Source organism: Achromobacter sp. FW305-C-30-7, from assembly GCF_058783105.1.
The window spans coordinates 191,970-217,531 of sequence record NZ_JBYSYI010000002.1 but is presented as its reverse complement, the minus strand read 5'-3'; the positions used below and the strand labels follow the sequence as shown (position 1 = coordinate 217,531).

Below are 25,562 nucleotides of genomic sequence, written 5' to 3'. Positions count from 1 at the left end.
GAGCTCCATCCCATGGGGTGCTGTTCACTGCCGGGCCCCAGCGGGCGAGGGGCCTCGGGGGCCCTGGCTTCAGACCCGCTCCTGCATGATGCGGCGATACCATTCATGGAAGTGCTGCATGCCGTCTTCCATGGGCGACTGGTAAGGACCGGTTTCGTTCACGCCGCGCAGCATCAGCGCCTTGCGGCCCGCGTCCATGCGCTCGGCGATCTCGTCGTCCTCGATAGCCGTTTCCATGTAGGCGGCGCGTTGCGCCTCGACGAACTCGCGCTCGAAGGCGGCGATTTCCTCGGGGTAGTAGAACTCGACCACGTTCACCGTTTCCTGCGGACCCTTCGGGTACAGCGTGGAGAGCACCAGCACGTGCGGGTACAGCTCGATCATGTGGGTCGGGAAGTACGTGACCCAGACCGCGCCGAAATCGGGCGCGTCGCCTTCGCGGAACGCCAGTAGCCGGTCATGCCACTGCTTGTAGACGTCGGACCCGGGCTGCGCCAGGGCGTTGTGCACGCCGACCTTCTGCAGGCTGTACCAGTCGTTGAACTCCCAGCTCAGGTCGTCGCAGGTGACGAAGCGGCCCAGGCCCGGGTGGAACGGACCGACGTGGTAGTCCTCCAGGTAGACCTCGATGAAGGTCTTCCAGTTGTAGTTGCACTGGTGCACTTCGACGTGGTCCAGCACGTAGTCGCCGAAGTCGAATTCCGGACGCGAGAACAACGGCGCCATGTCGGCGGCCGGATCGCGCGGGCCTTCGAACAGCAAGCCATGGCAGTCGCGCAGGCGGAACTTCTGCAGGTTCATGCAGGGCGTGGTGGCGAACTGCGGCGCGCCCAACAACTCGCCCTGGTTGTTGTACGTCCAGCGATGCAAGGGGCAGACAATGTTGCCGCCGGTTGCCTTCAGATTGCCATGCGTATTGCAGTTGCCGGCCACATTGCCGGTCTCGCCGCCAAGCATCAAAGCCTGGCGATGGCGGCAGACATTTGAGATGAGTTCGACGCCTTGCTGGTTGCGAACCAGCACGCGCCCTCCGTCTTCCTGGACCAACGTACGCCAATCCCCGTTTTCGGGCACCACTTTCTGGTGGCCGACGTATTGTGAGGATTGCTTGAAAATGAGTTCTTGCTCGCGGGCAAAGAGGGCTTCGTCAAAATACGCGCTGACGGGTAGCTGGGTGCGAGCTGGCACTACATGTGCCATCCGACCGATGTCGGTCATGATTCCCCCCGCTCGGATAAAAAAGCCAGGACGGAGAAGCATTTGCCTGGCGGCTTTGAAATCCGCTGGGTGCGTTCCGTGCTGGCGCGAAGAAAAATCGGTGCTGGCCGATCAAATAAGCCGTGAATTGTACCCCAAGCCCTTACCCCGCGCCCGTGAAGATCTGCGAAGCTTGGTGAAGTTATGCCGCAGCTGGTCGATGCGTGCCAGCTACGGCATAACCCCTTGAAGATGTAGGCCTTTCAGACGAAGCGTCGGGTGGCGGGATGGCGCCTCAGCAGCCAGCTGCTGGCCGCCGACAGCGCGAACACGGCGGCGGCCAACACCGGCAGCGTCCATGCGTCATTGCGCGCGCCGCTCAGGGCGCCGGCGCGATGCGCCACGTCCAGGAACAGCGGATGGATCAGGTAGACGCCGAAGGTCAGCGGCGCCAGCGAGGCCAGCCGCGGCAGGCGCGGCGATGAGACGATCCACTGGAACGCGGCCAGCGACATGAACGGCACCGTGAGGCTGAAGTAATCGTAAAAGTAGGTGTTGAGGGCCCGGTTGCTCGACATGGCATACACGCCCAGCGCCGTCGCGGCCACGCTGGCTGTCAGCATCAGGCCGGGGCGAGGGATGCGCATCTGGCCGTCGAAGATCAGGCGGCCCGCCACGAAGTAGCCCAGATAGGGCAGGAACCAGGTCAGGAAAAAGCCGGCGGGCGCGCCCAGCGCGCGGCGGTACAGCGCGTCCAGGATCGCCACGCCCAGGATGCCCACCACCCACAGCGCGCGCGCCCGTGGTGTGCTGCGCGCATACAGGACTCGTACCAGTGGCGCGAACAGGTACAGGCCCACGATCATGTACAGGTACCACAGGTGGTAGTAGGGCTCGCCCTGGACCAGCTTGCGCGGCCAGAACGAAAAATCGATGCGGCCGTCGTCCCACCAGTCCAACGCCGTGCGCCATGCCAGATAGAAGAAGGTCCAGAACAGGAGCGGCGCGCAGATCCGCGCCATGCGCCGGCTGTAGAACTGGCGCGCGTCCTGCGGCTTGTCGGGATCCAGCAGCAGGGCGCCGCTGACCATGACGAACACGGGCACGCACCAGCGCGCGGCCGAGTCGTACAGATTGGCGGCCAACCAGGCTCCGCCGCCGTAGACGGCCGGGTTGCTGACCACCATGGCCGCGCTGTGCAGCAGCACGACCGCGACCGCCGCCAGCCAGCGGGCGGCATCCAGGCGCGCGTATTTCTCTTCGGTATAGGGCATCGGGCTCCCGTTGCGGTGTTTGCCTTTTCACCTTAGCAGCGGGGCGCGCCCTGGTACTGTATCCAGGGGTTAGAGGGCCTGTCGGCGGCGCACGAAAAAACCGGCAGGGCTGCGGGAGCCTCTGCCGGCAGGAGCCGCGTGGCGCGGCGCATTCACGGGCAGGCGCGGGCCTGCCTACGTTTTGTCACGAAACGGCTCGCGCCCTCATTGCAGAACGATATTGGCCTGCTTGATCAGCTGCGCCACGATGGGCTGTTCGGTCTTGATCTGCTTGTCCAGTTCGGCGGCGGTGCCGGAGCGGGGATCGATGCCCATGTCCAGCATGCGCTTCTTGACGGTTTCGTCCTGCAGGGTTTCGACCAGGGCCTGCTGCAGTTTTTCCATGACGGGGGCGGGCGTGCCCTTGGGCGCCACGAAGCTGAACCAGGCGGTCATGTCGAACGCGGGATAGCCTTGTTCGGCCAGCGTCGCCAGCTTGGGCTGCGTCGCCAGGCGGCCGGGGCTGGTGATGGCGAAGACCTTGACCTTGCCGGCATCGGCCTGCGGCATGCCGGTGGCCACCATGTCGAAGAACAGGTCCACGTCGCCGCTGACCAGGGCGGGCAGGGCCTGGGTCGCGCCCTTGAACGGCACGTGCAGGATGTCGATGCCGGCGCGCTCCTTGAAGAGTTCGCCCGCCAGGTGCGAGGACGTGCCTGGGCCGAAGGTGGCGAAGGTCAGCTTGCCCGGGTTCTGCTTGGCGTAGGCCACCACGTCCTGGGTGTTGTTGAAGGGGCGTTTGGGACTGGCCAGCAGGACCAGCGGTCCCACGCCGACCATGCCGATGCGGGCGAAGCCGTCGGGATCGTAGGGCAGTTCCTTGTACAGATAGCGGTTGGTGACCAGCGTGGAGTTGGTCGCCATGAGGATGGTGTAGCCGTCCGGCGCTTCGCGCGAGACAAAGGCCGCCCCGATCGAGGTGCCGGCGCCGGCCTTGTTCTCGACGATCATGGGCTGGCCCAGCGTCTTGGCCATGCGTTCGGCCAGGATCCGGGTCAGCACATCGGTCGCGCCGCCGGCGGGAAAGGGCGAGACCACCTTGATCGGGCGGGCCGGGTAGGTTTCGGCCTGGGCGCCCAGCGCCGCTGCGCCGAGCAGCAGGGTGGCCAGCAGTTTGAAGCTAGTGCGTAGCATGTTTTCCCCTTGAAAACGTGTGCATGAGTGGAGGATCGGGCCTGGCTTGGCGCCGCGAGGCAGTGCTTGCCAGGTCTCCTTGGATGCATTAAATTCCGTAAAATGGAATTTAATTTTGTTATTCGAAATAAACTATAAAAACGAAGCGAATAGAAATGCAATCTTTTTCTGACGCCAAGCGCATCGCGCATCCCGCCGCCAAGCCCGACGGCAAGGTCGAACTCAGCCTGCCCGCGCGCCGCAAGCGCGCCGCCGGCTCGGGCGAGGGCGCCAATTCTCCCGACTTCATTACGGCGCTGGCGCGCGGACTGGATGTGCTGCGCTGCTTCCGCCATGGCGTATCGGCCTTGGGCAACCTGGACCTGGCGCGCCTGACCGGCCTGCCCAAGCCCACCATCAGCCGCATTACCTACACCCTTACTGAATTGGGTTATCTGCGCTATCACCCGGACACCGGCAAGTACTCGCCCGGCTACGGCGTGCTGGCGCTGGGCTTCGGCCTGCTGGCCGGGCTGGAGGTGCGCGAACTGGCCAAGGCCTCGATGACCGAGCTGGCGCGCGCCACCGGCGGCGCGGTGGCCCTGGGCGCCTTCGACGGCGACGCCATGACCTACGTCGAAGCCATCCATGGCTCTTCGGCGCTGTACCTGCGCCTGCCAGTGGGTTATCGCGCCAGCCTGGACAGCGCCATGGGCCGGGCATATCTGGCAAGCCTGCCGCCCCAGGCTTGCGCCGACGCACTGGCCCGCCTGGGCGAGACGGCGCCGGCCGCGGACGCCATTGAGCGCGCGCGGGCGGAACTGCGCGACACGGGCTGCTGCTACGCCATCGGCGAATGGCAGTCGGGGATCAATGCGGTGGCGGTGCCGTTCTCGTCCATCACGGGCGAGGGCGTCTTCGTCATGAGCTGCGGCGGGCCAGCCAGCCTGTTGCCGGAGGCGGACCTGCGCTCGCGCGTGGCGCCTCTGCTGCACGCCGCCATAGCGGGGCTGGCGGGCGCTCCGGCCTGAGACTTGCGGCGTGCCGCGGCAAGCCCGACGGCCTTGCGGGTATCTCGTACAATTCACGGATTGATCCACCCCTAGCGCCCTCGGAGACCCGTTTGGCCAAATCTTCACAAGCCGATCCGCAGATCGATGACCGTCCCTTGCCCCAGGATTTCGAAACGGCGCTGGCCGAACTCGAATCGCTGGTAGCGGCCATGGAAGACGGCTCGTTGCCGCTGGAGCAGTCGCTTGCCGCCTACCGGCGCGGCGTGGCGCTCACGCGGGTCTGCCAGGAACGCTTGGCGCAGGCCGAACAGCAGGTCAAGGTCCTGGAAGGCGATTTGCTGCGTCCGCTGGACCCGGCGGCGCTGGATGACGAATAAGAACCCGATGAAGCAAATTCAACTCGCCTTTCCGGAATGGTTGCAAGGGCGCGTGCAGCACGTCGAAGACGTGCTGGATGATCTGTTGCCCCCCGCGGATGCGTTGCCCTCGCGGCTGCACGAAGCCATGCGTTACGCCGTGCTCGGCGGCGGCAAGCGGGTGCGCGCCGCGCTGGTCTATGCGGCGGGGCAGGCCTGCCCCGTCAGCGGCAGCGTGCTGGCCGTGCAGGCCTCGCTGGACCGCGCCGCCGCGGCGGTGGAACTGATCCACGCCTATTCACTGGTGCACGACGACCTGCCCTGCATGGACGACGACACGCTGCGCCGCGGCCGTCCCACCACCCACGTGAAGTTCGACGAAGCCACCGCCATGCTGGCGGGCGATGCGCTGCAGCCGCTGGCCTTCGATCTGCTGGCTTCCATGCCGATCGCACCCGCGCTGATCGTGCAGGCCACCCAGTCGCTGGCGCGCGCCGCCGGCAGCCAGGGCATGGCCGGTGGGCAGGCCATCGACCTGTTCAGCGTCGGCCACGCGCTGTCGCGCGACGAACTGCAAACCATGCACAGCATGAAGACGGGTGCCATGCTGGCTTGCAGCGTGGCCCTGGGCGGCATCGTGGCGGGCGCCAGCTCGGCCTCGCGCCAGGCGCTGGACGCCTACGCGCAGGCCGTGGGGCTGGCCTTCCAGGTGGTCGACGACATCCTGGACGTGACCGCCGACAGCGCCAGCCTGGGCAAGACGCCGGGCAAGGACGCTGCCGAAAACAAGCCTACCTATGTATCGCTGCTGGGGCTGGACGGCGCGCGCGCGTTCGCCCAGGAATTGCGTGAGGACGCGCTGGCTGCCCTGGCTCCGCTGGGCGAGGCCGGATCGCGCCTGGCTGAACTGGCCGACTTCATCGTCCTACGAGACCGCTGAGCCGGGAACAGCCCGGGCTGGAGGCAGGCCGGGCCAACGAACCACATAAAAGCATGACGACAGATTTACTGGACCGCATTCAATCCCCGGCAGACCTCAAGCGCCTGGATCGCCGCGAGCTGAAAAGGCTGGCCGACGAGTTGCGCGGCTTCGTGCTGGAGTCGGTGTCCAAAACGGGCGGGCACCTGTCGTCCAACCTGGGCACGGTCGAGCTCACCCTGGCCTTGCACCAGGTGTTCGACACGCCCCATGACCGCATCGTCTGGGACGTGGGCCACCAGTCCTACCCGCACAAGATCCTGACCGGACGCCGCGCCGGCATGGCCAAGCTGCGCCAGCAGGACGGGATTTCGGGCTTCCCGAAACGCAGCGAATCCGAATACGACGCCTTCGGCACCGCGCATTCGTCCACCTCCATCTCGGCGGCGCTGGGCATGGCGGTGGCATCGCGCAACGCCGGCGTGCAGCGCCAGCACATTGCCATCATCGGCGACGGCGCGATGTCCGCGGGCATGGCCTTCGAGGCCATGAACAATGCCGGCGTCACGCCCAACATCAACCTGCTGGTGATCCTGAACGACAACGACATGTCGATCTCGCCGCCGGTGGGGGCGTTGAACCGCTACCTGGCGCGCCTGATGTCGGGCCGCTTCTATGCGGCCGCCAAGAATGTGGGCCGGGCGGTGCTGCAGCACGTGCCGCCGGTGCTGGAACTTGCGCGCCGCTTCGAGGAACATGCCAAGGGCATGGTCACGCCGGCCACGCTGTTCGAGGAATTCGGCTTCAACTACGTCGGCCCGATCGACGGGCACGACCTGGACGCGCTGGTTCCTACCCTGCAGAACCTCAAGGCCCTGGAAGGCCTGCAGTTCCTGCACGTGGTGACCAAGAAGGGCCAGGGCTACAAGCTGGCCGAGGCCGATCCGGTGCTGTACCACGGCCCCGGCAAGTTCGATCCGGCGGTCGGCATCCAGCAATCGAAGGCGCCCGGCAAGCGCAGCTTCACGCAGGTCTTCGGCCAGTGGCTGTGCGACATGGCCGAGCAGGATTCGCGTCTGGTCGCCATCACGCCCGCCATGCGCGAAGGCAGCGGACTGGTGGGATTCGAGCAGCGCTTTCCGCTGCGCTACTTCGACGTGGGCATCGCCGAGCAGCACGCCGTGACCTTCGCCGCCGGCATTGCCTGCGAAGGCCAGAAGCCCGTGGTCGCGATCTACTCCACCTTCATGCAGCGCGGCTACGACCAGTTCATCCATGACGTCGCGCTGCAGAACCTGGACGTGACCTTCGCGCTGGACCGCGCCGGCCTGGTGGGCGCGGACGGCGCCACGCACGCAGGCAACTATGACATCGCCTTCCTGCGCTGCGTGCCCAACATGGTCGTGGCCACGCCTTCGGACGAAAACGAAACGCGGCTGCTGCTGTCGACCTGTTATCAGCATCCTGGCCCGGCGTCGGTGCGCTATCCGCGCGGCGCAGGCTGCGGCGCCGCCGAAGCGCCCGGCCTGGACACGGTCGAACTCGGCCGCGGCGTGGTGCGCCGCGAAGGCCGCAAGATCGCCATCCTGGGTTTCGGCACCTTGGTCCAGGCCGCGCTGGGCGCCGCCGAAAAGCTCGACGCCACCGTGGCCGACATGCGCTTCGTCAAGCCGATCGACCGCGAGCTGATCCTCGACCTGGCCAGCCGCCACGACGCGCTGGTCACGCTGGAAGATGCCTCCATCATGGGCGGCGCGGGCAGCGCGGTGCTGGAAACGCTGAGCGCGGCCGGGGTCATGATCCCAGTGCTGCAACTGGGCCTGCCCGACGAGTTCATCGACCATGGCGAGCAGTCGGCGCTATGGGCCGGCGTCGGCCTGGACGCGACGGGCATCGAAAGCTCGATCCGCGCCCGCTACGCCGATCTGCTGGGCTGAATCCGCTTCGATTCCTGCGGGCTTTGTCCGCAGGAATGAAACACACTGTTCCGGCCCCGCCAACCTACGAATAAAAGGGTTTTCCCTGGCGATTGGCGGACTATGGGCGATAATGGCCCCCTCTCAAAGATTACTAGGCCCGTGCGTTTTCACGACTGACTGCCTAGACAGGTAAGCCGAAATGAATTCTCCGATCGACCCCGCCATCGTGATGCCCGACGTCCAGAGTTCGGCGGACACCCGGCACATCCCGATTCAGCGCGTGGGCATCCGTGGCGTGCGCCACCCCATGTTGATTGAAAGCGGCGACGGCTCGCCCCAGGGCACCGTGGCCAACTGGACGCTGACCGTGGCCCTGCCGCCCGAAGAAAAGGGGACGCACATGTCCCGCTTCGTGGCCCTGCTGGAAAAGTACCGCAGCACCCCCATGACGCCGACCCTGTTCCGCGCCATGGCGGCCGACATGCTGCCGTTGCTGCATGCCGAGCGCGGCGACATCACCGCAGCCTTCCCGTACTTCATCAACAAGTCCGCCCCGATCTCTGGCGTGCAGAGCCTGCTGGACTACGAAGTGCAGTGGATCGCCCGCGCCCAGGGTGACGAGGTCGAGTTCGAACTGATCGTGCAGGTGCCCGTCACCAGCCTCTGTCCGTGTTCCAAGGCCATCTCCGAGTACGGCGCGCACAACCAGCGCTCGCACGTCACGGTATCCGCCATCCTGAACGCCGACATCGGCATGGATGGCGTCATCCGCCTGATCGAGGAAGAGGGCTCCTGCGAGCTGTGGGGCCTGCTCAAGCGCCCGGACGAGAAGTACGTCACTGAACGCGCCTACGACAACCCCAAGTTCGTGGAAGACCTGGTGCGCGACGTGGCTGCCCGCCTGAACGCGCATCCCGGCATCGCCCGCTACCGCGTGGAAGCCGAGAACTTCGAATCCATCCACAACCACTCGGCCTACGCCGTCGTGGAAGGCTGAGCTTTCCGTGAGCCATCCGGCGGCCAATGACTGGCCGCTCATCGCGGGGCTGCAGCAATGGGAATCGCGGCTGGCCAGCAATCTGGCCGGCCGCGGCCGTTTTGGCGTCGCCCTCTATGAGTTCTTCCGCTTTGGCGTGAAGCAGGCCTGGGCCTGCCTGTTCGGCGGTCTGATGTGCGCGCTGCTGCTCGGCACGCACTGGTGGTACCCGCAGAATGCCGCGCTGGCTCGCTACGATTTCCTGACCCTGGCGGCCTTGGGCATCCAGGCGCTGCTGCTGGCGCTGCGCATGGAAACCTGGAGCGAAGCGCGCGTGATCCTGTTGTTCCATGTGGTGGGTACCGGCATGGAAGTGTTCAAGACCGCGGCGGGCTCATGGATCTATCCCGAGGCCAGCGTGCTGCGCATCGGCGGCGTGCCGCTATTCACGGGCTTCATGTATGCGGCGGTGGGCAGCTACCTGGCCCGCGTCTGGCGCCTGTTCGACTTCCGCTTTCGCGCGCATCCGCCGGTGGCGGCCACCGTGGCGCTGTCGGTGCTGATCTACGTGAATTTCTTCTCGCACCACTACATCATGGATATCCGGTGGGGGCTGTTTGCGCTGACCGCCGTCCTGTTCGCGCGCACCTGGGTGTATTTCCGCATCTGGCAGGTCTATCGCCGCATGCCGCTGTTGCTGGGTTTCGTGCTGGTGGCCCTGTTCATCTGGTTCGCCGAGAACATCGGCACCTTCGCCAATGCCTGGCGCTATCCCAACCAGTCGCAGGGCTGGGAGCTGGTGTCCATCGCCAAGCTGGGCTCGTGGTTCCTGCTGATGATCATCAGTTATGTGATGGTCAGCGTGGTCAACCGGCCCGAGGAAATCGATGTTGCCGATTTGCCTCTGCGGGCGGGGCAGGGCGGTGGAAATAGCCCGTCCCTGATTTCCTGAGCCCTCTTTGGCTTGCGCTGTACCGCTCAATCGGTGATAATCGAGAGCTTTCTTGCTCGACCGCCCATGGTTTTTGGGTAGCGGGCTGCCCCTTGCGGGCCACTGTCCATGATGCAAATCCACCCCTGATGGAAAGCGGCGGGTGTAAGACGGTCGGCCAGCGAGACATCCTCAAGGAGTTTTACTCATGCGTCACTACGAAGTGGTGTTTATCGTTCACCCCGACCAAAGCGAGCAAGTGCCCGCCATGGTCGAGCGTTACCAAGCGCTGGTCACGGGCCAAGGCGGCTCGGTTCACCGCCTGGAAGACTGGGGTCGCCGTCAACTGGCCTACCCGATCCAGAAGCTCGTCAAGGCTCACTACGTCTGCCTGAACATCGAGTGCGGCCAAGCCACGCTGGATGAGCTGGAACACTCGTTCCGCTACAACGACGCCGTTCTGCGCCACCTGGTCATCAAGACCAAGAAGGCTCAAGCCACGCCCTCGATCATGATGAAGTCGGTCGAACGCGAAGAAGCCCGCAAGGCTTCGGCTGAAGCAGCAGCGCCGGCTCAGGCCGAGTAAGCAGGGCTCACGCAGAGCTCATCCCATGAAGTCCCCTCGGTGCCTGGCAGGATGAACAAGCTGGAACTCAGCGCCCGCGTTCTCGAATGCGAGCCTTTGCGCCACACTCCCGCCGGATTGCCCGCACTGGAAATGGTGCTGGCGCACGAGTCGGAAGTCGTCGAAGCAGGCCACCCGCGCCGCGTCGAATTGACTATCGCGGCCGTGGCACTGGGCGATCTGGCGTTGCTGTTGAAGGACACCGCGCTAGGGTCTGAATTGCTGGTGCAGGGCTTTCTGGCCCCCACCCGCAAGGACTCGGTGAAGGTCAAGCTGCATTTGCAGCAGGCACGCAGGATCAGCGGCAGCGCAGGACGCGATCCGCTGGTGGCTTGAAGGGAATTGGGCAAGAGGCGCGATGAGCGCCTTCTGAATACGGATAGGTTATGGGGGTTTGGGCCCGTTTTGGGTAAAACCCGGCCCCCTCAAACAAAGAGGCACATATCATGGCTTTCTTCGGAAAACGCAAGGAAAAACGCAAATTCACGCAGCAGAACCCGCTTTTCAAGCGTCGTAAGTTCTGCCGCTTCACCGCTGCCGGCGTGGAAGAGATCGACTACAAGGATCTGGACACCCTGCGCGACTTCGTGCAAGAAAACGGCAAGATCATCCCGGCTCGCCTGACCGGCACCAAGGCAATCTACCAGCGCCAGCTGGACACCGCCATCAAGCGCGCGCGCTTCCTGGCCCTGTTGCCTTACACCGACAACCACAACTAATCCGGGGCACTGAAATGCAAGTTATTCTGCTCGAAAAAGTCGTCAACCTGGGTAACCTCGGTGAAGTCGTCCGCGTGCGTGATGGCTACGCCCGCAACTTCCTGATCCCCCAGCGCAAGGCCCGTCGCGCAACCGACGCCGCCCTGAAGGAATTCGAAGCGCGCCGCGCCGAACTGGAAAAGGCCCAGGCTGAAAAGCTGGCCGCTGCCCAGGCTCTGGGCGAGCGTCTCGCCGGCTTCCTGCTGAAGGTTGCCCAGAAGGCTGGCGTCGACGGCCGTCTGTTCGGCTCGGTCACCAACGCCGACATCGCCGAAGGCCTGAAGAAGGCTGGCTTCGAAGCCGTCGAAAAGGCGCAAGTGCGCCTGCCCAACGGCCAACTGAAGGCGGTCGGCGAGTTCCCGATCCAGGTTGCCCTGCACGCCGACGTGCTGGTCGACGTGACGGTCCTGGTCGAAGGCGAACTGTCCTAAGCCGGTACCCGCAGTAAAAAGAAGCCGGCCCGCGTGCCGGCTTTTTTTCTTTTTTGCCCCGCGCCGATTGCGTGTAGGCTTCGGACTCCACGATCCAGGCCTCGCGCCGCATTCCTCAGAGGACGTCTTGACTCAGCCCCCCGTTCACCACAACGCGCCTCCTGGCTTGCGAGCCTGGCTGGATAGCGTGGATGCGTCGCGTGAACCGTCGGTGCGGGATGTGACGATAGAGGGCGTGCGCTGCATCATCAAACGCCGCCGACCCAGCATCGCGCAGGGCGTGAGTTATGCGCTGCGCTATGTGCGCGCCCTGTTCCTGGGCGTGGTTTGCAAGATATTCCTGGGTGAATTCCCGCGGCCGGGCGTGCTGCTGCGCAATGGCCTGGCGCACGAGTCGCAACGCCTGGCGCAGTTGTTGAAGGCAGGCTGCCGCGTGCCCGAGGTCTGGTGGCAAGAGCAGGGCCTGCTGGTGCTGGAATATGTGGGCGAAGACCTGGCTGACCTGATCCGCAACGAGGACACGACGTCCCGGCTGTGGTTGGCGCGTGCCGCCGCGGCCGATCTGGCCGCCTTCCATGCCCGCGGCATGTGGCATGGCGGCGCGCAGATCCGCAATATCACCTTGCAGGACGGCGAACTGTGGCGCATCGATTTCGAAGAGAACATCGGTTCGACCCTGTCGCGCCCGCTGGCCCAGGCCTATGACCTGTTCCAGATGCTGGCCTCTCTGGTGTCTTTGCGTAAATTGCCGGACGATGTGGCCCGCACGCTGGGTAAACTGGCGCTCGAAGTCTATTTCGAGAGCAACCCCGATGCCGAGGTCCGCGCCCGCCTGACACGCCTGGCGCGTGTGCTCTGCGCCATTGCGGCGCCCTTGCGCGTGGTGCTGGGCCGCCTGCCCTCACGCGATATCCAGGGATTCTTCCGCGTTGCGGATATCCTGCAGCCGTTACTATTGAAGTCATGAATACACCCGCCGATTCCCAGCTCGAGTACCTGCGCGTTCCTCCCCATTCCATCGAGGCTGAACAGTCGGTCCTGGGCGGCCTGCTGCTGGACAACTCAGCCTGGGACCGCATCGCCGACGTGCTGGTGGAAGAAGACTTCTATCGCCACGACCATCGCCTGATCTGGCACCACATCGCCCGTCTCATCGGGCTGGCGCGTCCGGCCGACGTGATCACGGTCAACGAGTCCCTGATCAGCGCGGGCAAGGCCGAAGACGCCGGCGGCCTGGCCTACCTGAACGCCCTGGCGCACAACACGCCGTCCGCCGCCAACATCCGGCGCTACGGCGAAATCGTGCGCGAGCGCGCCATGTTGCGCAAGCTGGTGACGATCGCCGACGAGATTTCCTCGGCCGCCCTGAATCCGCAGGGCAAGGAAGCCCGCCAGTTGCTGGACGAGGCCGAGTCCAAGGTGTTCAAGATCGCCCAGGAAGGCGCGCGCGGCGCCGCCGGCTTCCAGGAGATCCAGCCCCTGCTCACGCAGGTGGTCGAGCGCATCGACGAGCTCTATCACCGCGAAGGCAGTTCCGACGTGACCGGCGTGCCTACCGGTTTCACCGACCTGGACAAGATGACGTCCGGCATGCAGGGCGGCGACCTGATCATCGTGGCCGGCCGCCCGTCCATGGGCAAGACCTCGTTCTCCATGAACATCGGCGAACACGTGGCTATCGAGCAGGGCTTGCCGGTGGCGGTGTTTTCCATGGAAATGGGCGCCGTGCAATTGGCGATGCGTATGCTGGGTTCGGTGGGGCTGCTGGACCAGCACCGCATGCGTACCGGCAAGCTGATCGCCGACGACTGGCCGCGCGTGACGCACGCGGTGCAGCTGATGCAGGATGCTCAGGTCTACATCGACGAAACGCCCGCGCTCAGCCCGATGGAAGTGCGCGCGCGCACGCGCCGCCTGGCGCGGCAGTGCGGCCAGCTGGGCCTGATCATCATCGACTACCTGCAGCTTATGTCGGGCAACGGCTCGGGCGAAAACCGGGCCACCGAAGTGTCGGAAATCAGCCGCTCGCTCAAGGGCCTGGCCAAGGAGCTCAACTGCCCGCTGATCGCGCTGTCGCAGTTGAACCGAAGCCTGGAACAGCGCCCCAACAAGCGTCCCGTGATGAGCGATCTGCGCGAATCCGGCGCCATCGAACAGGACGCCGACGTGATCCTGTTCATCTACCGCGACGAGGTCTACAACCCCGACTCGCCGGACAAGGGCACCGCCGAGATCATCATCGGCAAGCAGCGTAACGGTCCCATCGGCACCGTGCGCCTGACCTTCCAGGGTTCCAGTACGCGCTTCCTGAACTTCTCCGGCGCGCAGCCGCGCGACATGTACTGAGCGGTGGTTCCGGCCCAAGAAAAAACCGCGCCTCGGCGCGGTTTTTCATTGCAGGCAGGCAGCCGCTTCAGGCCTCAGCCTCGGGGCGTTTGCCGAAGCGCGCGGCCAGCACGCCGCACACCATCAGCTGGATCTGGTGGAACAGCATCAGCGGCAGCACGATGGCGCCGACGGCGTGGCCGGCGAACAGCACCTGCGCCATCGGAATGCCGCTGGCCAGGCTTTTCTTCGAGCCGCAGAACAGCAACGTGATGCGGTCTTCCACATTGAAGCCGAAGACCCGGCCCGCCAGCGCCGACAGGCCCAGCGCCAGCGCCAGGATGACGGCGCAAGCCACCACCAGGCCGGCCAGCGCGGGGATCGGGGTCGAACTCCACAGGCCTTCGTTGATGGCTTCCGAAAAAGCCGTGTAGACCACCAGCAGGATCGAACCCTGATCGACGAACTTCAGCATGGCCTTACGCTTGTGCACCCAGGCGCCGATCCAGCGGCGGGCGAATTGGCCCAGCACGAAGGGCAGCAGCAGCTGCAGCATGATCTTGCCGACCGCGTCGAACGAAATCGGCGCGCTGCCCGCGTTGGCCACCACCGTGCCCACCAGCAGCGGGGTGAGGAAGATGCCGAGCAGGCTGGAGGCGGAAGCGCTGCACACGGCGGCCGGCACGTTGCCGCGCGCCATCGAGGTGAAGGCGATGGCCGACTGCACCGTGGCGGGCAGGCAGCACAGGAACAGGATGCCCAGATAGAGTTCCGGCGTGACCAGCGGCTCCAGTACCGGCTTGAGCGCCAGGCCCAGCAAGGGGAACATCAGGAAGGTCGCGGAGAAGATCGTGAGGTGCAGCTTCCAGTGCGTGAGGCCGGCGATGATGGCTTCACGCGACAGGCGCGCGCCGTGCAGGAAGAACAGCAGGCCGACCGCGATGTTGGTGATCCAGCCGAACACCACCACGCCTTGCCCGTGCGCGGGCACGATGCTGGCGATGATGACGGTGCAGATCAGGTAGAGGGTGAAGCGGTCGGGAAGAAGGCGGGCAAGGCGTGACATGGAGGAGGGGAGGGAGGGCGGACGGAAAGCGCCGCAGGCGCCGTAAACGGGGCGTATTGTAGTCCCGGGGACGCCTTGCTTCCTGACAGCCAGTTGTCAGCGCTGCGGGGCCGCAGCAGGGCCGCGGCGCAGCGCTCAGGGCGTCATGGCCAGCGCCAGGTCGAAGGCGGCGACCAGCGAGGCGTGGTCGGCCAGGCCCTTGCCCGCGATGTCGAAGGCGGTGCCGTGGTCGACGCTGGTGCGCACGAAAGGCAGGCCCACCGTCACATTCACGCCATGGTCCAGGCCCAGGTACTTGACCGGAATGAGGCCTTGGTCATGGTACTGCGCCACCACGATATCGAATTCGCCGCGCCGGGCGCGCATGAAGATCGTGTCGCCGGGCCAGGGGCCGCTGGCGTCGATGCCTTGCGCGCGGGCGGCGGCGATCGCGGGTTCGATGATGTCGAGGTCCTCGCGGCCGAACTTGCCGCCTTCGCCCGCATGCGGGTTCAGGCCCGCGACCGCGACGCGCGGCTGGGCTATGCCCATCTGGCGGCAGGCCTGGTCGGCCAGTTTCATCGAGGTCAGTTCGGCTTGCGGCGTGATGCGCGCGATCACGTCGGCCAGCGCCACGTGTATGGTCACCAGCAGCACGCGCAGCTCGTCGTTGGCCAGCATCATCGCGAAGTCGCGCGTGCCTGAACGCTCCGCCAGGATCTCGGTGTGGCCGGGATAGTCGATGCCGGCGGCGTGCATGGATTTCTTGTTCAGCGGCGCGGTGACGATGGCGCGGATGCGTCCGGCCTGCGCGTCGTCGATGGCGGCGCAGACGTAATCGTAGGCGCCGCGTCCGGCGGCAGCGCTGATCTGCCCCAGCGGCAGGTCGACGGGCAGGGTGGGGCCGCGGGCGATGACGTTGATATGGTCCGCGCCCGGCGCTGCCTGGCCCACGTCCGCGACCTCGACGATCTCCAGCCTGGCGCCCAACTGGGCGGCGGCGCGGCGCAGCGCGCCCGCGTCGCCATACACCACGCAAGGCGCATTCAGGCCTTGCGCGTATGCCTTGACGACGATTTCGGGGCCGATGCCGGCGGCATCGCCCATGGTGATGCCGACGGGCAGGGAGGTCTTCACGGTGCTGGAACTGAGGTTGTGTTGCGGATCATGCTACACCCGATGGCAGGCGGGCAGCCGCCTTACTTCGAGGGATTCTTGGGCGGTTCGATGACGCCGCATTCGAAGGTCACGGTGGCGCGCTTGGGACCCAGGCCGGTCGCGTGGTTGGACGTGATCTTGGGCTTGACCAGCTTGCGGTCGATGGACTGGCAATACTGTTCGGCGCGCAGCAGGGCCTGGTTCTTGATTTCCACCCAGGTCATCATCTGCGAGCCGGAGCTGTGGGTGACGCTGTAGGTGTCCTTGCCGACGGACGTGACCTCGCTCATGCTGGAACAGGCGCTCAGCAGGGCGAGCAATACGGCGGCGGGGGCAAGGCGTGCAAACATGAGGCGTCCTGAAATGGCGATTCCCCCAATTACACCATCATTTCAGGGCGCGGCCACGGCGCTGCGGCGGTCGAGCTTGCGGCTCAGGACGATGGAGGTCTGGGTCTGCTTGACCCCGTCGATCAAGCCGATGCGGTCCAGCAGTTCGTCCAGCTGTTCGTGGGTTTCGCAGCGCAGGAAGATAAGGTAGTCGTAGGGGCCGCTGACCGACGAGACCTCTTCGACCTCGGGCATTCTCTCCAGTTCGCGGATCACGGCGGCGGTCGTCTTGGGCAGCACGCTGATGGAGCAATAGGCCCGCACCGCCGCTTCTTCCAGCAGCCGCCCCAGCCGCACGCCATAACCCGCCACGATATGTTCGCGCTCGAGCCGGGCGATGCGTGCCACCACGGTGGTGCGGGCCAGGCCGAGCTTGCGCGCCAGGATGGCCGCGGGTTCGCGCGCATTGGCTTGCAGCAGGCTGAGCAGTTGCCGGTCGATGGCGTCGAGTCGTTCGTTCATACGGTGATGGGCAGCGTGGAGCGAGAGGGCGCGAGTGCCGACGGTACAGGCGCGGGGCAGCCCGCGTCAATGCGCGGCGGCGCGCGCGTTGCAGCGGGTTGGACGCTAGCCGTCGGATTCGGGCGGAATGCCGCCCTGATAGATGCGGCCGTCGAACTCGAAGCGCGTGATGGTCTTGCGCGCGGCATCGAAGATGCGGTCGCGGCTGGCGCCGTCCAGGCCGTCGTGGTCGGCGAAGCTGAAGCGGCACAGATCGATGTCGCTGTCGTAGAAGGCCGAATGCACATAGCGGCTGACGTCGGCCTCGTGCGCAAAATGCGCGAACTCGCGCAGTTGCTCCATTTCGTGGAAGGATCCGTTGCGGCTGACCAGCAGCATCCCGAACTTGCGCTCTTCGTCCGCCATGGGTTCGGGCGTGGCCAGCGCGTCGGGCTGACGCAAATCTTCATAGTCGAAGCGCGCGCCCAGTTCGTGCATGGCGGCCAGCACGCGCTGCCACTGCGCTTCATCCAGCGTGAGGCGGGCCGCCACGTAGAAGAGGCGCTGGCGGCCCAGCGAGCGCGGCTCGGCGCCGCCGATATAGCTGTGCCAGGGAATGGCCGCGTCCAGTCCGGCCAGCTCCGCCATGCGCGCGTCGCTGTAGTCCAGCCGGTCCTGCAGGCGCCGCATGGATTGGGCGTCCGGCGCAACGTAGTTCTGGATCGTCTTCATGGGGCCTCCGGTTGCACCGGAGCGCGGGGCCGCAGCCCGGGAGACGCAACCGGTGACGTGCGCCGCCGTGCCTATGCGGCTACGCTTCATGCTAGCGCGGCATGCAGGGCTTGCCTAGCTTGGGCGAGCGGGGCGCCGTGCTAGGATTTGCGCCGACTTCAATGCCAGGAGGCTTTCAAATGGACATCCAGGAACAAATCGCCGTCATCGTGCATACCATTTCGCACCAAGGCGGCCGCATCGACGCGCTGAATTCGACCCTGCTGTCGATGCTGCATCTGGCCAAGGCTTCGCCCGGCCTGCGCGAGGCCATCGAGGCCCAGCTCGAACAGAACTATTCCAGCTTGCTGGCCCGCTCCGAGAATCCGCAGTACGTGGCCGGTTTCGAGAGTGTGCGCGACATGGTCCTGGGCGCCCTGAAATAGCCGCCCCGATGGCGCCGGCAGTTGCGGGAGTTACCCACAACTTCTGTGGACAAGCCTTGGGATAGTGCGGGCATAGATGTCCAATTTCCTTTAATTACAAAGGCTTGCATGAGGCGCTCAAAGCGGGCTCCAATTGCGCTCGCTGGCGGCGCTTTGGGCGGCGCGGCGCAGGTCATGCAAGCCGGGTAATATGCGGCCCCATGCGGAATCAGTATTCATTGGAATGCCGGGGCGGATCGATCGCGGTGCGCGTCTCGGAAGCAGCAAAGCTGGCGGCGTTCGACCCCGGCAAACTCTCCCCCGAGGCGCGCCAGAGCTGGGAGCGGATGGGGCATGGCTTCAAGGCCTGGCACGACTTCGACCAGCGCCATCCCATCCTGCGCCGCCTGGCGCGCCTGCCCCTGGTGGGCCGCTGGTACCGCAATGCGCGGCGCCGCTATGTGCTGCGGGCCAGCGGCAAGCTGGTGGTCTAAGGCCGCTTTATTATTTACGGCGCCTGCCCAGCAGGTGATAAGCCAGCCAGATGGCGGCGCCGATCGCGATGGCCACGGCCAGCTTGGTCTCGACGCCATGCAGGCGTCCCAGCATCGATTCGATGGTCTGTCCGAACAGGTAGCCCAAGGCGCTGAAGCACATCGCCCAGATGGCGGCGGCGATGGCGTTGAGCACCAGGAAGCGCAGCGGCGGCACGTTCGATACGCCCAGCGCCACCGGTCCCACCGTGCGCAAGCCGTACAGAAAGCGCAGGCTCAGGATGAAGCCGTGCGGATAGCGGTCCACCGCCGCCAAGGCCTTTTCGAAAGCGGGTTTCTCGCGGACCCGCCGGACATAGCGATGATCGCGATAGCGGCGGCCCAGGAAGAACAACGCCTGATCGGCGAGGAACGAACCGGCGAAGGCGCACAGCATTACGTAGGGCAGGTGCAGCAGATGCTGGTGCGCCAGGAAGCCGGCGAACACGACCACGCTTTCGCCTTCGAGCAGCGTGCCGCCGAACACGGCCCACAGGCCATAGTCGACGATGAACTGATGCAGGGCCGGATTCATCTGGGCCGCTCGGCCACGATGCGCGCCAAGGTCTGCAGGGCGCTGGTGATCTCGGGCGTGGTGCGTTGCCCGCAACTGATACGCAGGAAGTGGTTGTAGCGCGCGCCGTTGGAGAACATGGCGCCGGGCGCTACCCGTATGCCTTGGCGCAGGGCAGCTTCGAATACCTCCATGCCCAGGCGGCCGTCGGGCATTTCCACCCATAGCAGCATGCCGCCCTGCGGCATGCTCAGGCGGGTGCCGGGAGGAAAGTGCGCGGCAATGGTCTCGGCGGTCTGGTCGCGCTGCATCTTCAGGTGCCGGCGCAGGCGCGACAGGTGCCGGTCGTAGGCGCGCGAGCCCATGAATTCGGCCACGGCGATCTGCGCCAGTGGTTCGTTGGGGCGGCTCTGGGCGAACTTCAGCATGGCGATGCGGGTTTTCCAGCGGCCGCCCAGCAGCCAGCCCAGGCGCATGCCCGGCGCCAGCGTCTTGTGCATGGACGAGCAATAGATCACGTTGCCGGTCGCGTCCCACGACTTGGCTGCGGCCAGCGGCGTGTCGTCGTCGGTCAGCGCGCCGTACGTGTCGTCCTCGATCAGCGGCACTTGCTGGCGCTCGCACAGGGCGACGAGCCGCGCTTTTTCCGCGTCCGGCATGACGCAGCCCAGCGGGTTCTGGAAATTGGGCACCACCACCACGGCGCGGATATTGCCATGGGTCTGGAACGCCAGGTCCAGCGCTTCGATCGACAGGCCGTGCTGCGGGCTGGTGGGAATCTCCAGCGCCCGCATGCCCAGGCTTTCCAGGATTTGCAGCAGGCCGAAGTAGGCCGGCGATTCGACCGCGATCGTGTCGCCGGGCCGGGCCACTGCGCGCAGCGCCAGGTTCAGCGCCTCGATGCAGCCATGCGTGACGATGACGTCGTCGGGCGTCGCATTGATGCCATTGGCCAGCGCCCGGCGGGCCAGCACGGCGCGCAGGTCTGGATGCCCTTGCGGCGGCACCGGGCTCACCAGCACCTCGGGCGATTGGCGCAGCGCGCGCATCATGGCCTGCTTCAGTTCCTCCAGGGGGTAGGCCTCGGGCACGGCGGCGGCCAGGGCGAAGTTGGCGCTGACCGGATGCGCTTCGCACTTGGCCACGAAGTCCGAGACCCGGTCGTGGATGCCCACGTACTGCGCGGCGCCGAGCGTCTGGCGGATGTCGGGTTCGTCGACGGGCGGGATGCTGTTGCGCCGTGGCTTGAGCACGAAGTAGCCCGAGCGGGGGCGCGCTTCGATCAGGCCGTCGTCTTCCAGCTGGCGGCAGGCCTGCAGCGCCGTCGACAGGCTGACGTGATGGGTGCGCACCAGGGTGCGGACCGAGGGCATGCGCTGGGCCGGCGCCAGCACGCCCGTCTGGATGGCGCGCCGGTAATGGTTGGCCAGGCGTAGGTATAGCGGTTGCGGGTCCATGCGCCGATCATGCTCCCCGAGGTTGGAATGAGGGTAGGCACAGATTCATGCAAAGTACACCATAACAGCGTGAAAATCGAGGATCTGCATCGGTACAGAAACCCTGGGATTGTGACTGTTGCGCATAGCAGGGCGAGCGTAGCCTGTAGTTGTCCGACAGGAGACGACGATGATTGCGACTTACCCCCCCGATGCCCAGGCCCGCCGCCTGGAACTTGCCGCCGGCGCCAGCCGGAAACTGGTCTTGCGCGCCGGCGCCACGCTTGTGTGCGTCAGCGGCAGCGTGCGGGTCGAGGAGCCGGTCAACGGCCCGGAAGCCGCGGGCGGACTGCCTGGCGCGGTATCCGTGCGTATCAATGCGGGGGAGGGGCACGGCCTGGGCTACGGTGGCGTGGCGCAAGTCACGGCCATCGGCCCGGCGGAGCTGATCTGCCTGGACAGTCTGGGCTATGCGCAGCGTTTTTTTCGGGCCGCCGCCGCTTTTTTTCAGCGGGAACTGCTTAAAAACCGAAAAAATCGGCTGGGTGCGCTGCACAAGATTTCAAAATGATGTATGATTCACACATCAGACGCGGGGTGGAGCAGTCTGGCAGCTCGTCGGGCTCATAACCCGAAGGTCGTAGGTTCAAATCCTGCCCCCGCAACCAGTTTCAAGCAGGACCGGCCCGTTCCGGCAGCATGGCAAAAATGCTGCGACGGATAGGCCCTTGCAGAAGAAAGCCGCGATTTTCATCGCGGCTTTTTTTTTCGCCGTCGCGGCAGGATTCCCTGAGCCGCTTGCTCTGCGTCAAACCTTTGTTCCAGTCCGGACTTTCCCTGGTGTTCGCGGCCGCACAGGCCGCCAACCCTGCGCTACCATGGGTCACGCGCGCTAGGTTGCCGCACTCGAGGAGGGTCCATGGGAACAGCAAAATACGATCATCCTGGCTATGTCGCCGATACTGGCGCTGACGGCAAATACCACGTGGGCATCTGGTGCCCCCACGGCTATCCTGCCCATATCCATATCGGCCGTCCCGCGGACCGCGGCGATCCCCAGGCGATGCTACGCCTGCGCATACCGGACGGGGTGTTCCAGTCCTTGCCGGACGATCCCGAAACCCTGTGCCGCCGTGCGCTCGGACAGGCGCTGGATGCCGGCCTGCTGTCTTCCGTCTCGGTGGATGGCGAATACCAGGAACTGCGTTTCCAGATGGACGCCGAACCCTGGTCCGGCCCGATGCAGGCCGCGGGCCACGCTTGATTCGGCGGCGCATGCCCGGGCTGAATTACCCACAGCTACTGTGGACAAGCCTTGGGATAGCCTCTGCGTATTTCGGGTTTTCCCTGTCATAACAATGACTTGGTAGCGCCGCTCAATAAACGCCCCAACGGGGCGTTTATTGCTTCCCGCCAGCCGCGCGCGGTGGCTATGCGACAATCTTTTCCCTTTCTGGCGCGCCCGCGCCTGATTTGCCATTTCCTCCCGGTTCGTTCCCCATGCCTAGTGCTACGCCTATCCATTCCTGCGGCCTGAAGGCGCCGGCGCCATGAGTCCGGCCGTCGCACGCGTCGCCGTGATAGGTGGCGGTCCCGCCGGCTTGATGGCGGCCGAGCGTCTGAGTGCTCAGGGGCTGGAGGTGGATGTATTCGATGCGATGCCATCGGTTGGCCGCAAGTTCCTGATGGCGGGGCGGGGCGGCTTGAACCTGACCCATAGCGAGCCGGCCGCGCCGTTCCTGGCGCGCTATGGCGATCGCGCCGCCCGCGTGGTGCCCTGGCTGCAGGCGCTGGACGCGGACGGCTTGCGCGAGTGGACGCACGGTCTGGGCATCCAGACCTTCGTGGGCTCGTCCGGCCGCGTGTTTCCCCAGGAGATGAAAGCGGCGCCCCTGTTGCGGGCCTGGCTGGCCAGGCTGCGCGCCAGCGGGGTGCGCTTGCACATGCGCCACCGCTGGCTGGGGTGGCCGGCCGATTCGCGGCCCGCCGCGGCCGCCTTGCGCTTCCAGACGCCCGAGGGCGAGCAGGACTACGCAGCAGATGCCGTGGTGCTGGCGTTGGGAGGCGGCAGTTGGGCCAAGCTGGGGTCGGACGGCGCCTGGATCGGCGGCCTGCAGGCGCATGGCGTCGCGGTCGCGCCGCTGCGTCCGGCCAATTGCGGCTTCGACGTGGCATGGTCAGATCACTTCCGCGAGCGCTATGCCGGGCAGCCCGTGAAATCCGTGGCCATGGCTTGCGAGACCGTGGCCGGCAAGACGCCCGCCAGGCAAGGCGAGTTCGTCGTGTCGGAAACTGGCGTGGAAGGCAGCCTGGTGTATGCCTTATCGGCGCCGCTGCGCGACCGGATCGACGTCCAGGGGCATGCCATCGCCCTGCTGGATCTGGCTCCGGATTGGTCCCAGGAAAAGGTGATGGCAGCGGTGACGCACCCTCGAGGCTCGCGTTCCATGTCCAGCCATCTGCAGAGCCGGCTGGGGCTGACCGGGGTCAAGGCGGGGCTGCTGCGCGAATGCGCTTCGGCGGAAGACTTCCGCGATGCCGAACGTTTGGGCCTGCGCATCAAGGCCTTGCCGCTGCGCCTGCTGCGCGCGCGGCCGATGGACGAAGCCATCAGCACGGCGGGCGGCGTGTCGTTCGACTCGCTGGATTCCAGCCTGATGCTGCGCGATATTCCTGGCGTGTTCTGCGCCGGGGAAATGCTGGATTGGGAGGCGCCGACTGGCGGCTACCTGTTGACGGCATGCATGGCGAGCGGCGTGATCGCCGCTGCCGGAGTGATGGAATTCCTTCGGTCGGGCGGACGGGTGCCGCCGCAAGCCTGAGGCCGCGGGGTTTCAGGAGCCCGAGGAGTAGGGCGCCAGGCCCAGCGGTGCGCGCGGCGCCAGGTCGCCGACGACATGCCCCACCACCGGTGCGCCGCCTTCGGGTTGCGTAACGATGCCGATGACGCGGGTAATCGCACTGGCCGGGATTTCGGTGCCGTGCGCGGGATCCTGCACCAACTGCCAGATGGTGGCTTCCGCGGGAATGGCGTCTTGATCGACCAGTTCAGAACTGTCCAGGCAACTGCGGGCAAAGGCAGACCAGTCCGACGCGTTGCAGGGCAGGCCGTGGGCGGTGGCCAGGCGGGCCAGGGCTAGGGGCGCATCCGCCTGGGCGGCGGCGTGCTGGGCGGCGGCTCCCAGGGAGACATCCAGCGACAGCAAGCGCAGGAACTCTACGACGTTGTCGGTATTCTTCATTGTGCGGTCTCCTGCGGTAACTGTTCTGTTTATGGCCCCGAACCTGCTGGCAAGCCGGGCGGTGTTTCAGGCTGGACCTTGGCCCAGCATCGACACCAGGGATTGTTTCAGGCGGGCCGAAAAAATGGGTACCGTATGGGACACCCCGTCGCGGTCCACGCCCTCTTTGAGTTCGACCGATTGGCCGAGAAAAATATCCGGCGCGGCGCCTATTTCGTTGTAGCGGGCCAGCAATTCATTCACGTTTTGCTGCGCATCGGCCAGCGTGCTGCTTTCAGCCAGCTTGCCGGCGGTATGCGCCTGCAAAATTCGGTGGAGATCGTCGATGAAGAGCGCCAATGCCGCTTGTCCGCGGCATTGGGGTTGTTCCCAGCCCCAGCCCTGGTGGGCGGAACCGGCGTTCTGCGATGCGTGTTTCTTGGTCATTTGCGAATCCTAATCGATTGGCGGCAATTGCGCGACAGGCGAACGCAAGCCTTTCGAATAGTGTTTGATCTCGCGCCGATGCGGCCGGCAGCGGCTGCGGAGCCCGTGTCCGGCCGATGCCCAAATGAGGGTCTTTGGGGTATGCTGGCTTCACTTTCCAAGCCCAGACAGGAGATGTCCATGAAGAACAAAGTCTTTCTCGTCATGTTGCTTTCGATCGCTGCCCTCTCGGCGGGATGCAACACCGTAGCCGGGGCAGGCAAGGACATTCAGCGGGGCGGCGAGAAGATCGAGGGCGCCGCCACCAAATAGGCCTTCGTTCTCCGCGCCGCAATTCCGGCCCGGAAGCCGCGAGACATGCCCATGCATCCCTCTCGCGGCTTTTTTGTTGCCGGATCGCGGCCCCCCCTCCTGGCATAATTCGGGAAGTTGAATTCGATCGTGGGAAGTGTCATGCGCAAGTCTTTGTGGGTGGGAATGGCGTTTGCGGCCCTGTTGGCCGGCTGCGCGAGCAAAGGGGTCTACGAGTCCGATGCCGTGGTGACGGAGACCTTCACCGTCAATACCCACTACGAAGCGGCTTTCCGCCGCGCGGGCGAGTATGTGCGTACCTGCCACGTGAATGTGCAGCACGCCTACAACGTGGCCTATGCCTGGCGCCACGTGAAAGGCGAGAAGGGCGCGCCCGACGAGGTGCAGCTCTATAAGGTGACGGAACCCGCCAAGGTGCTGGAATTGATGACTGTCGAAAGCGCCAGTCCCTCGACGTCCAAGGTAAGCATCACGGTGCTGGGCGAAGGCCGTTGGGATGCGGCCGAAATCGCCGCCGCCCGCGCTTCGATCCAGAGCGCCACGCCGGTCTGCCGCAAGGGCGGCGAAGGCTGATCGATGGACGCCCGCGCCCAGCAGATCCGCGCCAGCGGCCTGTCATTCTCGCTGTTGGCGGGGGCGTTCCGCTTCCTGGGCTGGCTCAATGGCGGCGCGGCGCTGGTCCTGACGGGCTTTTCGCTGGGCGTGGTGGGGGGCGACATCGCCGCGCCGGATCTGCAGCTGCCGCTGGCGTTGTTGCTGGGCGGCCTGCTGGCTGCCTGCCTGGGAATATTGTTCGCCTACCTGGCGCAGGTCAGCCTGTTGCGCCAGGGCTACACTGGCCATCTGACGCGCGCCCACTGGCCCGCGCAGATTCTGGCCATGCTTTGCTACCTGATCAGCGCGCTTGCCTTCTGCGCCGCCTGCTGGCTGGCGGCTGCGCAGGCAATCACGGATGCGCCCCAGACCACCACAGCCTATGCAAGGCGGTAGTTGCGGGTAAACCCGTGTGCGCAAAAACGTTGGACTTGGATTTGTGTTGAGAATAATATGCGCA

33 protein-coding genes and 1 tRNA gene are annotated in these 25,562 nt (G+C 65.6%); 21 read left to right on the top strand and 13 right to left on the bottom strand.

Features of this window, described 5'->3' with window-relative positions:
• Positions 1-69 precede the first annotated feature (69 nt).
• The 3 genes from AC3WOB_RS08005 to AC3WOB_RS07995 all read right to left on the bottom strand — a co-directional run bounded on the left by AC3WOB_RS08005 (position 70) and on the right by AC3WOB_RS07995 (position 3,644).
• The gene (locus tag AC3WOB_RS08005) at positions 70-1,218 is read right to left on the bottom strand and encodes an aromatic ring-hydroxylating oxygenase subunit alpha (RefSeq protein WP_013392498.1); all 1,149 of its coding nucleotides are present in this window, start codon (positions 1,216-1,218) and stop codon (positions 70-72) included.
• Positions 1,219-1,460: 242 nt separating this feature from the next.
• On the bottom strand, positions 1,461-2,471 hold the full coding sequence (locus tag AC3WOB_RS08000; protein WP_013392499.1) for an acyltransferase: 1,011 nt from the start codon (positions 2,469-2,471) through the stop codon (positions 1,461-1,463).
• A gap of 204 nt (positions 2,472-2,675) precedes the next feature.
• Positions 2,676-3,644 (bottom strand): Bug family tripartite tricarboxylate transporter substrate binding protein, encoded by a 969-nt coding sequence (locus AC3WOB_RS07995; RefSeq protein ID WP_492274703.1) that lies wholly within the window; start codon positions 3,642-3,644, stop codon positions 2,676-2,678.
• A 155-nt stretch (positions 3,645-3,799) separates the two neighbouring features.
• Between AC3WOB_RS07995 and AC3WOB_RS07990 the strand changes: the two genes are divergently transcribed.
• The 12 genes from AC3WOB_RS07990 to AC3WOB_RS07935 all read left to right on the top strand — a co-directional run bounded on the left by AC3WOB_RS07990 (position 3,800) and on the right by AC3WOB_RS07935 (position 13,897).
• Entirely contained in the window at positions 3,800-4,654 is an 855-nt protein-coding gene (locus AC3WOB_RS07990) for an IclR family transcriptional regulator (RefSeq protein ID WP_013392501.1), read from the top strand.
• Between the two features lie 92 nt (positions 4,655-4,746).
• On the top strand, positions 4,747-5,013 hold the full coding sequence (locus AC3WOB_RS07985; protein WP_054451022.1) for an exodeoxyribonuclease VII small subunit: 267 nt from the start codon (positions 4,747-4,749) through the stop codon (positions 5,011-5,013).
• A gap of 7 nt (positions 5,014-5,020) precedes the next feature.
• Complete coding sequence (locus AC3WOB_RS07980; RefSeq protein ID WP_492274702.1) at positions 5,021-5,932, top strand: polyprenyl synthetase family protein; 912 nt, start codon at positions 5,021-5,023, stop codon at positions 5,930-5,932.
• Positions 5,933-5,985: 53 nt separating this feature from the next.
• Positions 5,986-7,848: a 1-deoxy-D-xylulose-5-phosphate synthase gene (dxs, locus tag AC3WOB_RS07975; protein WP_492274701.1), complete on the top strand. Its 1,863-nt coding sequence runs from the start codon at positions 5,986-5,988 to the stop codon at positions 7,846-7,848.
• A 181-nt stretch (positions 7,849-8,029) separates the two neighbouring features.
• Positions 8,030-8,827 (top strand): GTP cyclohydrolase FolE2, encoded by a 798-nt coding sequence (gene folE2, locus AC3WOB_RS07970; protein ID WP_013392505.1) that lies wholly within the window; start codon positions 8,030-8,032, stop codon positions 8,825-8,827.
• Between the two features lie 7 nt (positions 8,828-8,834).
• Complete coding sequence (locus tag AC3WOB_RS07965; RefSeq protein WP_492274700.1) at positions 8,835-9,758, top strand: DUF817 domain-containing protein; 924 nt, start codon at positions 8,835-8,837, stop codon at positions 9,756-9,758.
• Between the two features lie 187 nt (positions 9,759-9,945).
• Positions 9,946-10,323, top strand: a complete 378-nt coding sequence (rpsF, locus tag AC3WOB_RS07960; protein ID WP_013392507.1) for a 30S ribosomal protein S6 — start codon at positions 9,946-9,948, stop codon at positions 10,321-10,323.
• Between the two features lie 51 nt (positions 10,324-10,374).
• On the top strand, positions 10,375-10,698 hold the full coding sequence (priB, locus tag AC3WOB_RS07955; RefSeq protein WP_013392508.1) for a primosomal replication protein N: 324 nt from the start codon (positions 10,375-10,377) through the stop codon (positions 10,696-10,698).
• A 110-nt stretch (positions 10,699-10,808) separates the two neighbouring features.
• A complete protein-coding gene (gene rpsR, locus AC3WOB_RS07950) occupies positions 10,809-11,081 on the top strand; it encodes a 30S ribosomal protein S18 (protein WP_006218308.1) in 273 nt (90 codons plus the stop codon).
• A 14-nt stretch (positions 11,082-11,095) separates the two neighbouring features.
• Positions 11,096-11,551, top strand: coding sequence for a 50S ribosomal protein L9 (gene rplI, locus AC3WOB_RS07945; protein ID WP_492274699.1), 456 nt, complete (start codon positions 11,096-11,098; stop codon positions 11,549-11,551).
• A gap of 127 nt (positions 11,552-11,678) precedes the next feature.
• Positions 11,679-12,518: a BUD32 family EKC/KEOPS complex subunit gene (locus AC3WOB_RS07940; RefSeq protein WP_492274698.1), complete on the top strand. Its 840-nt coding sequence runs from the start codon at positions 11,679-11,681 to the stop codon at positions 12,516-12,518.
• Positions 12,515-13,897: a replicative DNA helicase gene (locus AC3WOB_RS07935; RefSeq protein ID WP_013392511.1), complete on the top strand. Its 1,383-nt coding sequence runs from the start codon at positions 12,515-12,517 to the stop codon at positions 13,895-13,897. Before AC3WOB_RS07940 ends, AC3WOB_RS07935 begins: the two co-directional genes overlap by 4 nt.
• A gap of 67 nt (positions 13,898-13,964) precedes the next feature.
• Here AC3WOB_RS07935 and AC3WOB_RS07930 read toward each other — a convergent pair whose 3' ends face one another.
• From AC3WOB_RS07930 to AC3WOB_RS07910, 5 genes are all read right to left on the bottom strand, one after another.
• Positions 13,965-14,942, bottom strand: coding sequence for a bile acid:sodium symporter family protein (locus AC3WOB_RS07930; protein WP_013392512.1), 978 nt, complete (start codon positions 14,940-14,942; stop codon positions 13,965-13,967).
• Positions 14,943-15,077: 135 nt separating this feature from the next.
• Positions 15,078-16,058, bottom strand: a complete 981-nt coding sequence (pdxA, locus tag AC3WOB_RS07925; RefSeq protein WP_492274697.1) for a 4-hydroxythreonine-4-phosphate dehydrogenase PdxA — start codon at positions 16,056-16,058, stop codon at positions 15,078-15,080.
• A gap of 62 nt (positions 16,059-16,120) precedes the next feature.
• Complete coding sequence (locus tag AC3WOB_RS07920) at positions 16,121-16,429, bottom strand: hypothetical protein (RefSeq protein WP_013392514.1); 309 nt, start codon at positions 16,427-16,429, stop codon at positions 16,121-16,123.
• 42 nt (positions 16,430-16,471) lie between these two features.
• Positions 16,472-16,930 (bottom strand): Lrp/AsnC family transcriptional regulator, encoded by a 459-nt coding sequence (locus tag AC3WOB_RS07915; RefSeq protein ID WP_013392515.1) that lies wholly within the window; start codon positions 16,928-16,930, stop codon positions 16,472-16,474.
• A gap of 105 nt (positions 16,931-17,035) precedes the next feature.
• Entirely contained in the window at positions 17,036-17,641 is a 606-nt protein-coding gene (locus tag AC3WOB_RS07910; protein ID WP_492274696.1) for a hypothetical protein, read from the bottom strand.
• Positions 17,642-17,820: 179 nt separating this feature from the next.
• On the opposite strand from AC3WOB_RS07910, the gene AC3WOB_RS07905 reads away from it, so the two are divergent.
• Entirely contained in the window at positions 17,821-18,066 is a 246-nt protein-coding gene (locus AC3WOB_RS07905) for a hypothetical protein (protein WP_013392517.1), read from the top strand.
• 200 nt (positions 18,067-18,266) lie between these two features.
• Positions 18,267-18,539, top strand: a complete 273-nt coding sequence (locus AC3WOB_RS07900) for a hypothetical protein (RefSeq protein ID WP_207466165.1) — start codon at positions 18,267-18,269, stop codon at positions 18,537-18,539.
• 10 nt (positions 18,540-18,549) lie between these two features.
• On the opposite strand, the gene AC3WOB_RS07895 is transcribed toward AC3WOB_RS07900, so the two are convergent.
• Both AC3WOB_RS07895 and AC3WOB_RS07890 read right to left on the bottom strand, forming a co-directional pair.
• Positions 18,550-19,113 carry a DedA family protein gene (locus AC3WOB_RS07895; RefSeq protein WP_013392519.1) on the bottom strand — a complete coding sequence of 188 codons (564 nt, stop codon included), beginning with the start codon at positions 19,111-19,113 and terminating at the stop codon, positions 18,550-18,552.
• Positions 19,110-20,549 carry an aminotransferase-like domain-containing protein gene (locus AC3WOB_RS07890; protein WP_013392520.1) on the bottom strand — a complete coding sequence of 480 codons (1,440 nt, stop codon included), beginning with the start codon at positions 20,547-20,549 and terminating at the stop codon, positions 19,110-19,112. Before AC3WOB_RS07890 ends, AC3WOB_RS07895 begins: the two co-directional genes overlap by 4 nt.
• A gap of 244 nt (positions 20,550-20,793) precedes the next feature.
• Between AC3WOB_RS07890 and AC3WOB_RS07885 the strand changes: the two genes are divergently transcribed.
• Complete coding sequence (locus AC3WOB_RS07885) at positions 20,794-21,099, top strand: hypothetical protein (RefSeq protein ID WP_492274695.1); 306 nt, start codon at positions 20,794-20,796, stop codon at positions 21,097-21,099.
• Between the two features lie 20 nt (positions 21,100-21,119).
• Positions 21,120-21,196 (top strand) — tRNA-Met (locus AC3WOB_RS07880).
• 3 nt (positions 21,197-21,199) lie between these two features.
• Here the strand turns inward: AC3WOB_RS07880 and AC3WOB_RS07875 are convergent.
• Positions 21,200-21,340 (bottom strand): hypothetical protein, encoded by a 141-nt coding sequence (locus AC3WOB_RS07875; protein WP_492274694.1) that lies wholly within the window; start codon positions 21,338-21,340, stop codon positions 21,200-21,202.
• A gap of 107 nt (positions 21,341-21,447) precedes the next feature.
• Here AC3WOB_RS07875 and AC3WOB_RS07870 point away from each other — a divergent pair, with 107 nt between their 5' ends.
• A complete protein-coding gene (locus AC3WOB_RS07870; protein WP_492274693.1) occupies positions 21,448-21,792 on the top strand; it encodes a hypothetical protein in 345 nt (114 codons plus the stop codon).
• 286 nt (positions 21,793-22,078) lie between these two features.
• Complete coding sequence (locus AC3WOB_RS07865; RefSeq protein ID WP_492274692.1) at positions 22,079-23,350, top strand: TIGR03862 family flavoprotein; 1,272 nt, start codon at positions 22,079-22,081, stop codon at positions 23,348-23,350.
• A 12-nt stretch (positions 23,351-23,362) separates the two neighbouring features.
• Here AC3WOB_RS07865 and AC3WOB_RS07860 read toward each other — a convergent pair whose 3' ends face one another.
• Together AC3WOB_RS07860 and AC3WOB_RS07855 are read right to left on the bottom strand one after the other, a co-directional pair.
• Positions 23,363-23,770 (bottom strand): hypothetical protein, encoded by a 408-nt coding sequence (locus AC3WOB_RS07860; RefSeq protein ID WP_013392524.1) that lies wholly within the window; start codon positions 23,768-23,770, stop codon positions 23,363-23,365.
• Positions 23,771-23,836: 66 nt separating this feature from the next.
• A complete protein-coding gene (locus tag AC3WOB_RS07855) occupies positions 23,837-24,196 on the bottom strand; it encodes a hypothetical protein (RefSeq protein WP_013392525.1) in 360 nt (119 codons plus the stop codon).
• Between the two features lie 180 nt (positions 24,197-24,376).
• Between AC3WOB_RS07855 and AC3WOB_RS07850 the strand changes: the two genes are divergently transcribed.
• The 3 genes from AC3WOB_RS07850 (at position 24,377) to AC3WOB_RS07840 (ending at position 25,498) form a co-directional block, all read left to right on the top strand.
• A complete protein-coding gene (locus AC3WOB_RS07850; protein ID WP_042792633.1) occupies positions 24,377-24,508 on the top strand; it encodes an entericidin A/B family lipoprotein in 132 nt (43 codons plus the stop codon).
• A gap of 141 nt (positions 24,509-24,649) precedes the next feature.
• Entirely contained in the window at positions 24,650-25,081 is a 432-nt protein-coding gene (locus AC3WOB_RS07845; RefSeq protein ID WP_013392527.1) for a BPTD_2524 family lipoprotein, read from the top strand.
• Between the two features lie 3 nt (positions 25,082-25,084).
• On the top strand, positions 25,085-25,498 hold the full coding sequence (locus AC3WOB_RS07840) for a hypothetical protein (RefSeq protein WP_013392528.1): 414 nt from the start codon (positions 25,085-25,087) through the stop codon (positions 25,496-25,498).
• Positions 25,499-25,562 lie beyond the last annotated feature (64 nt).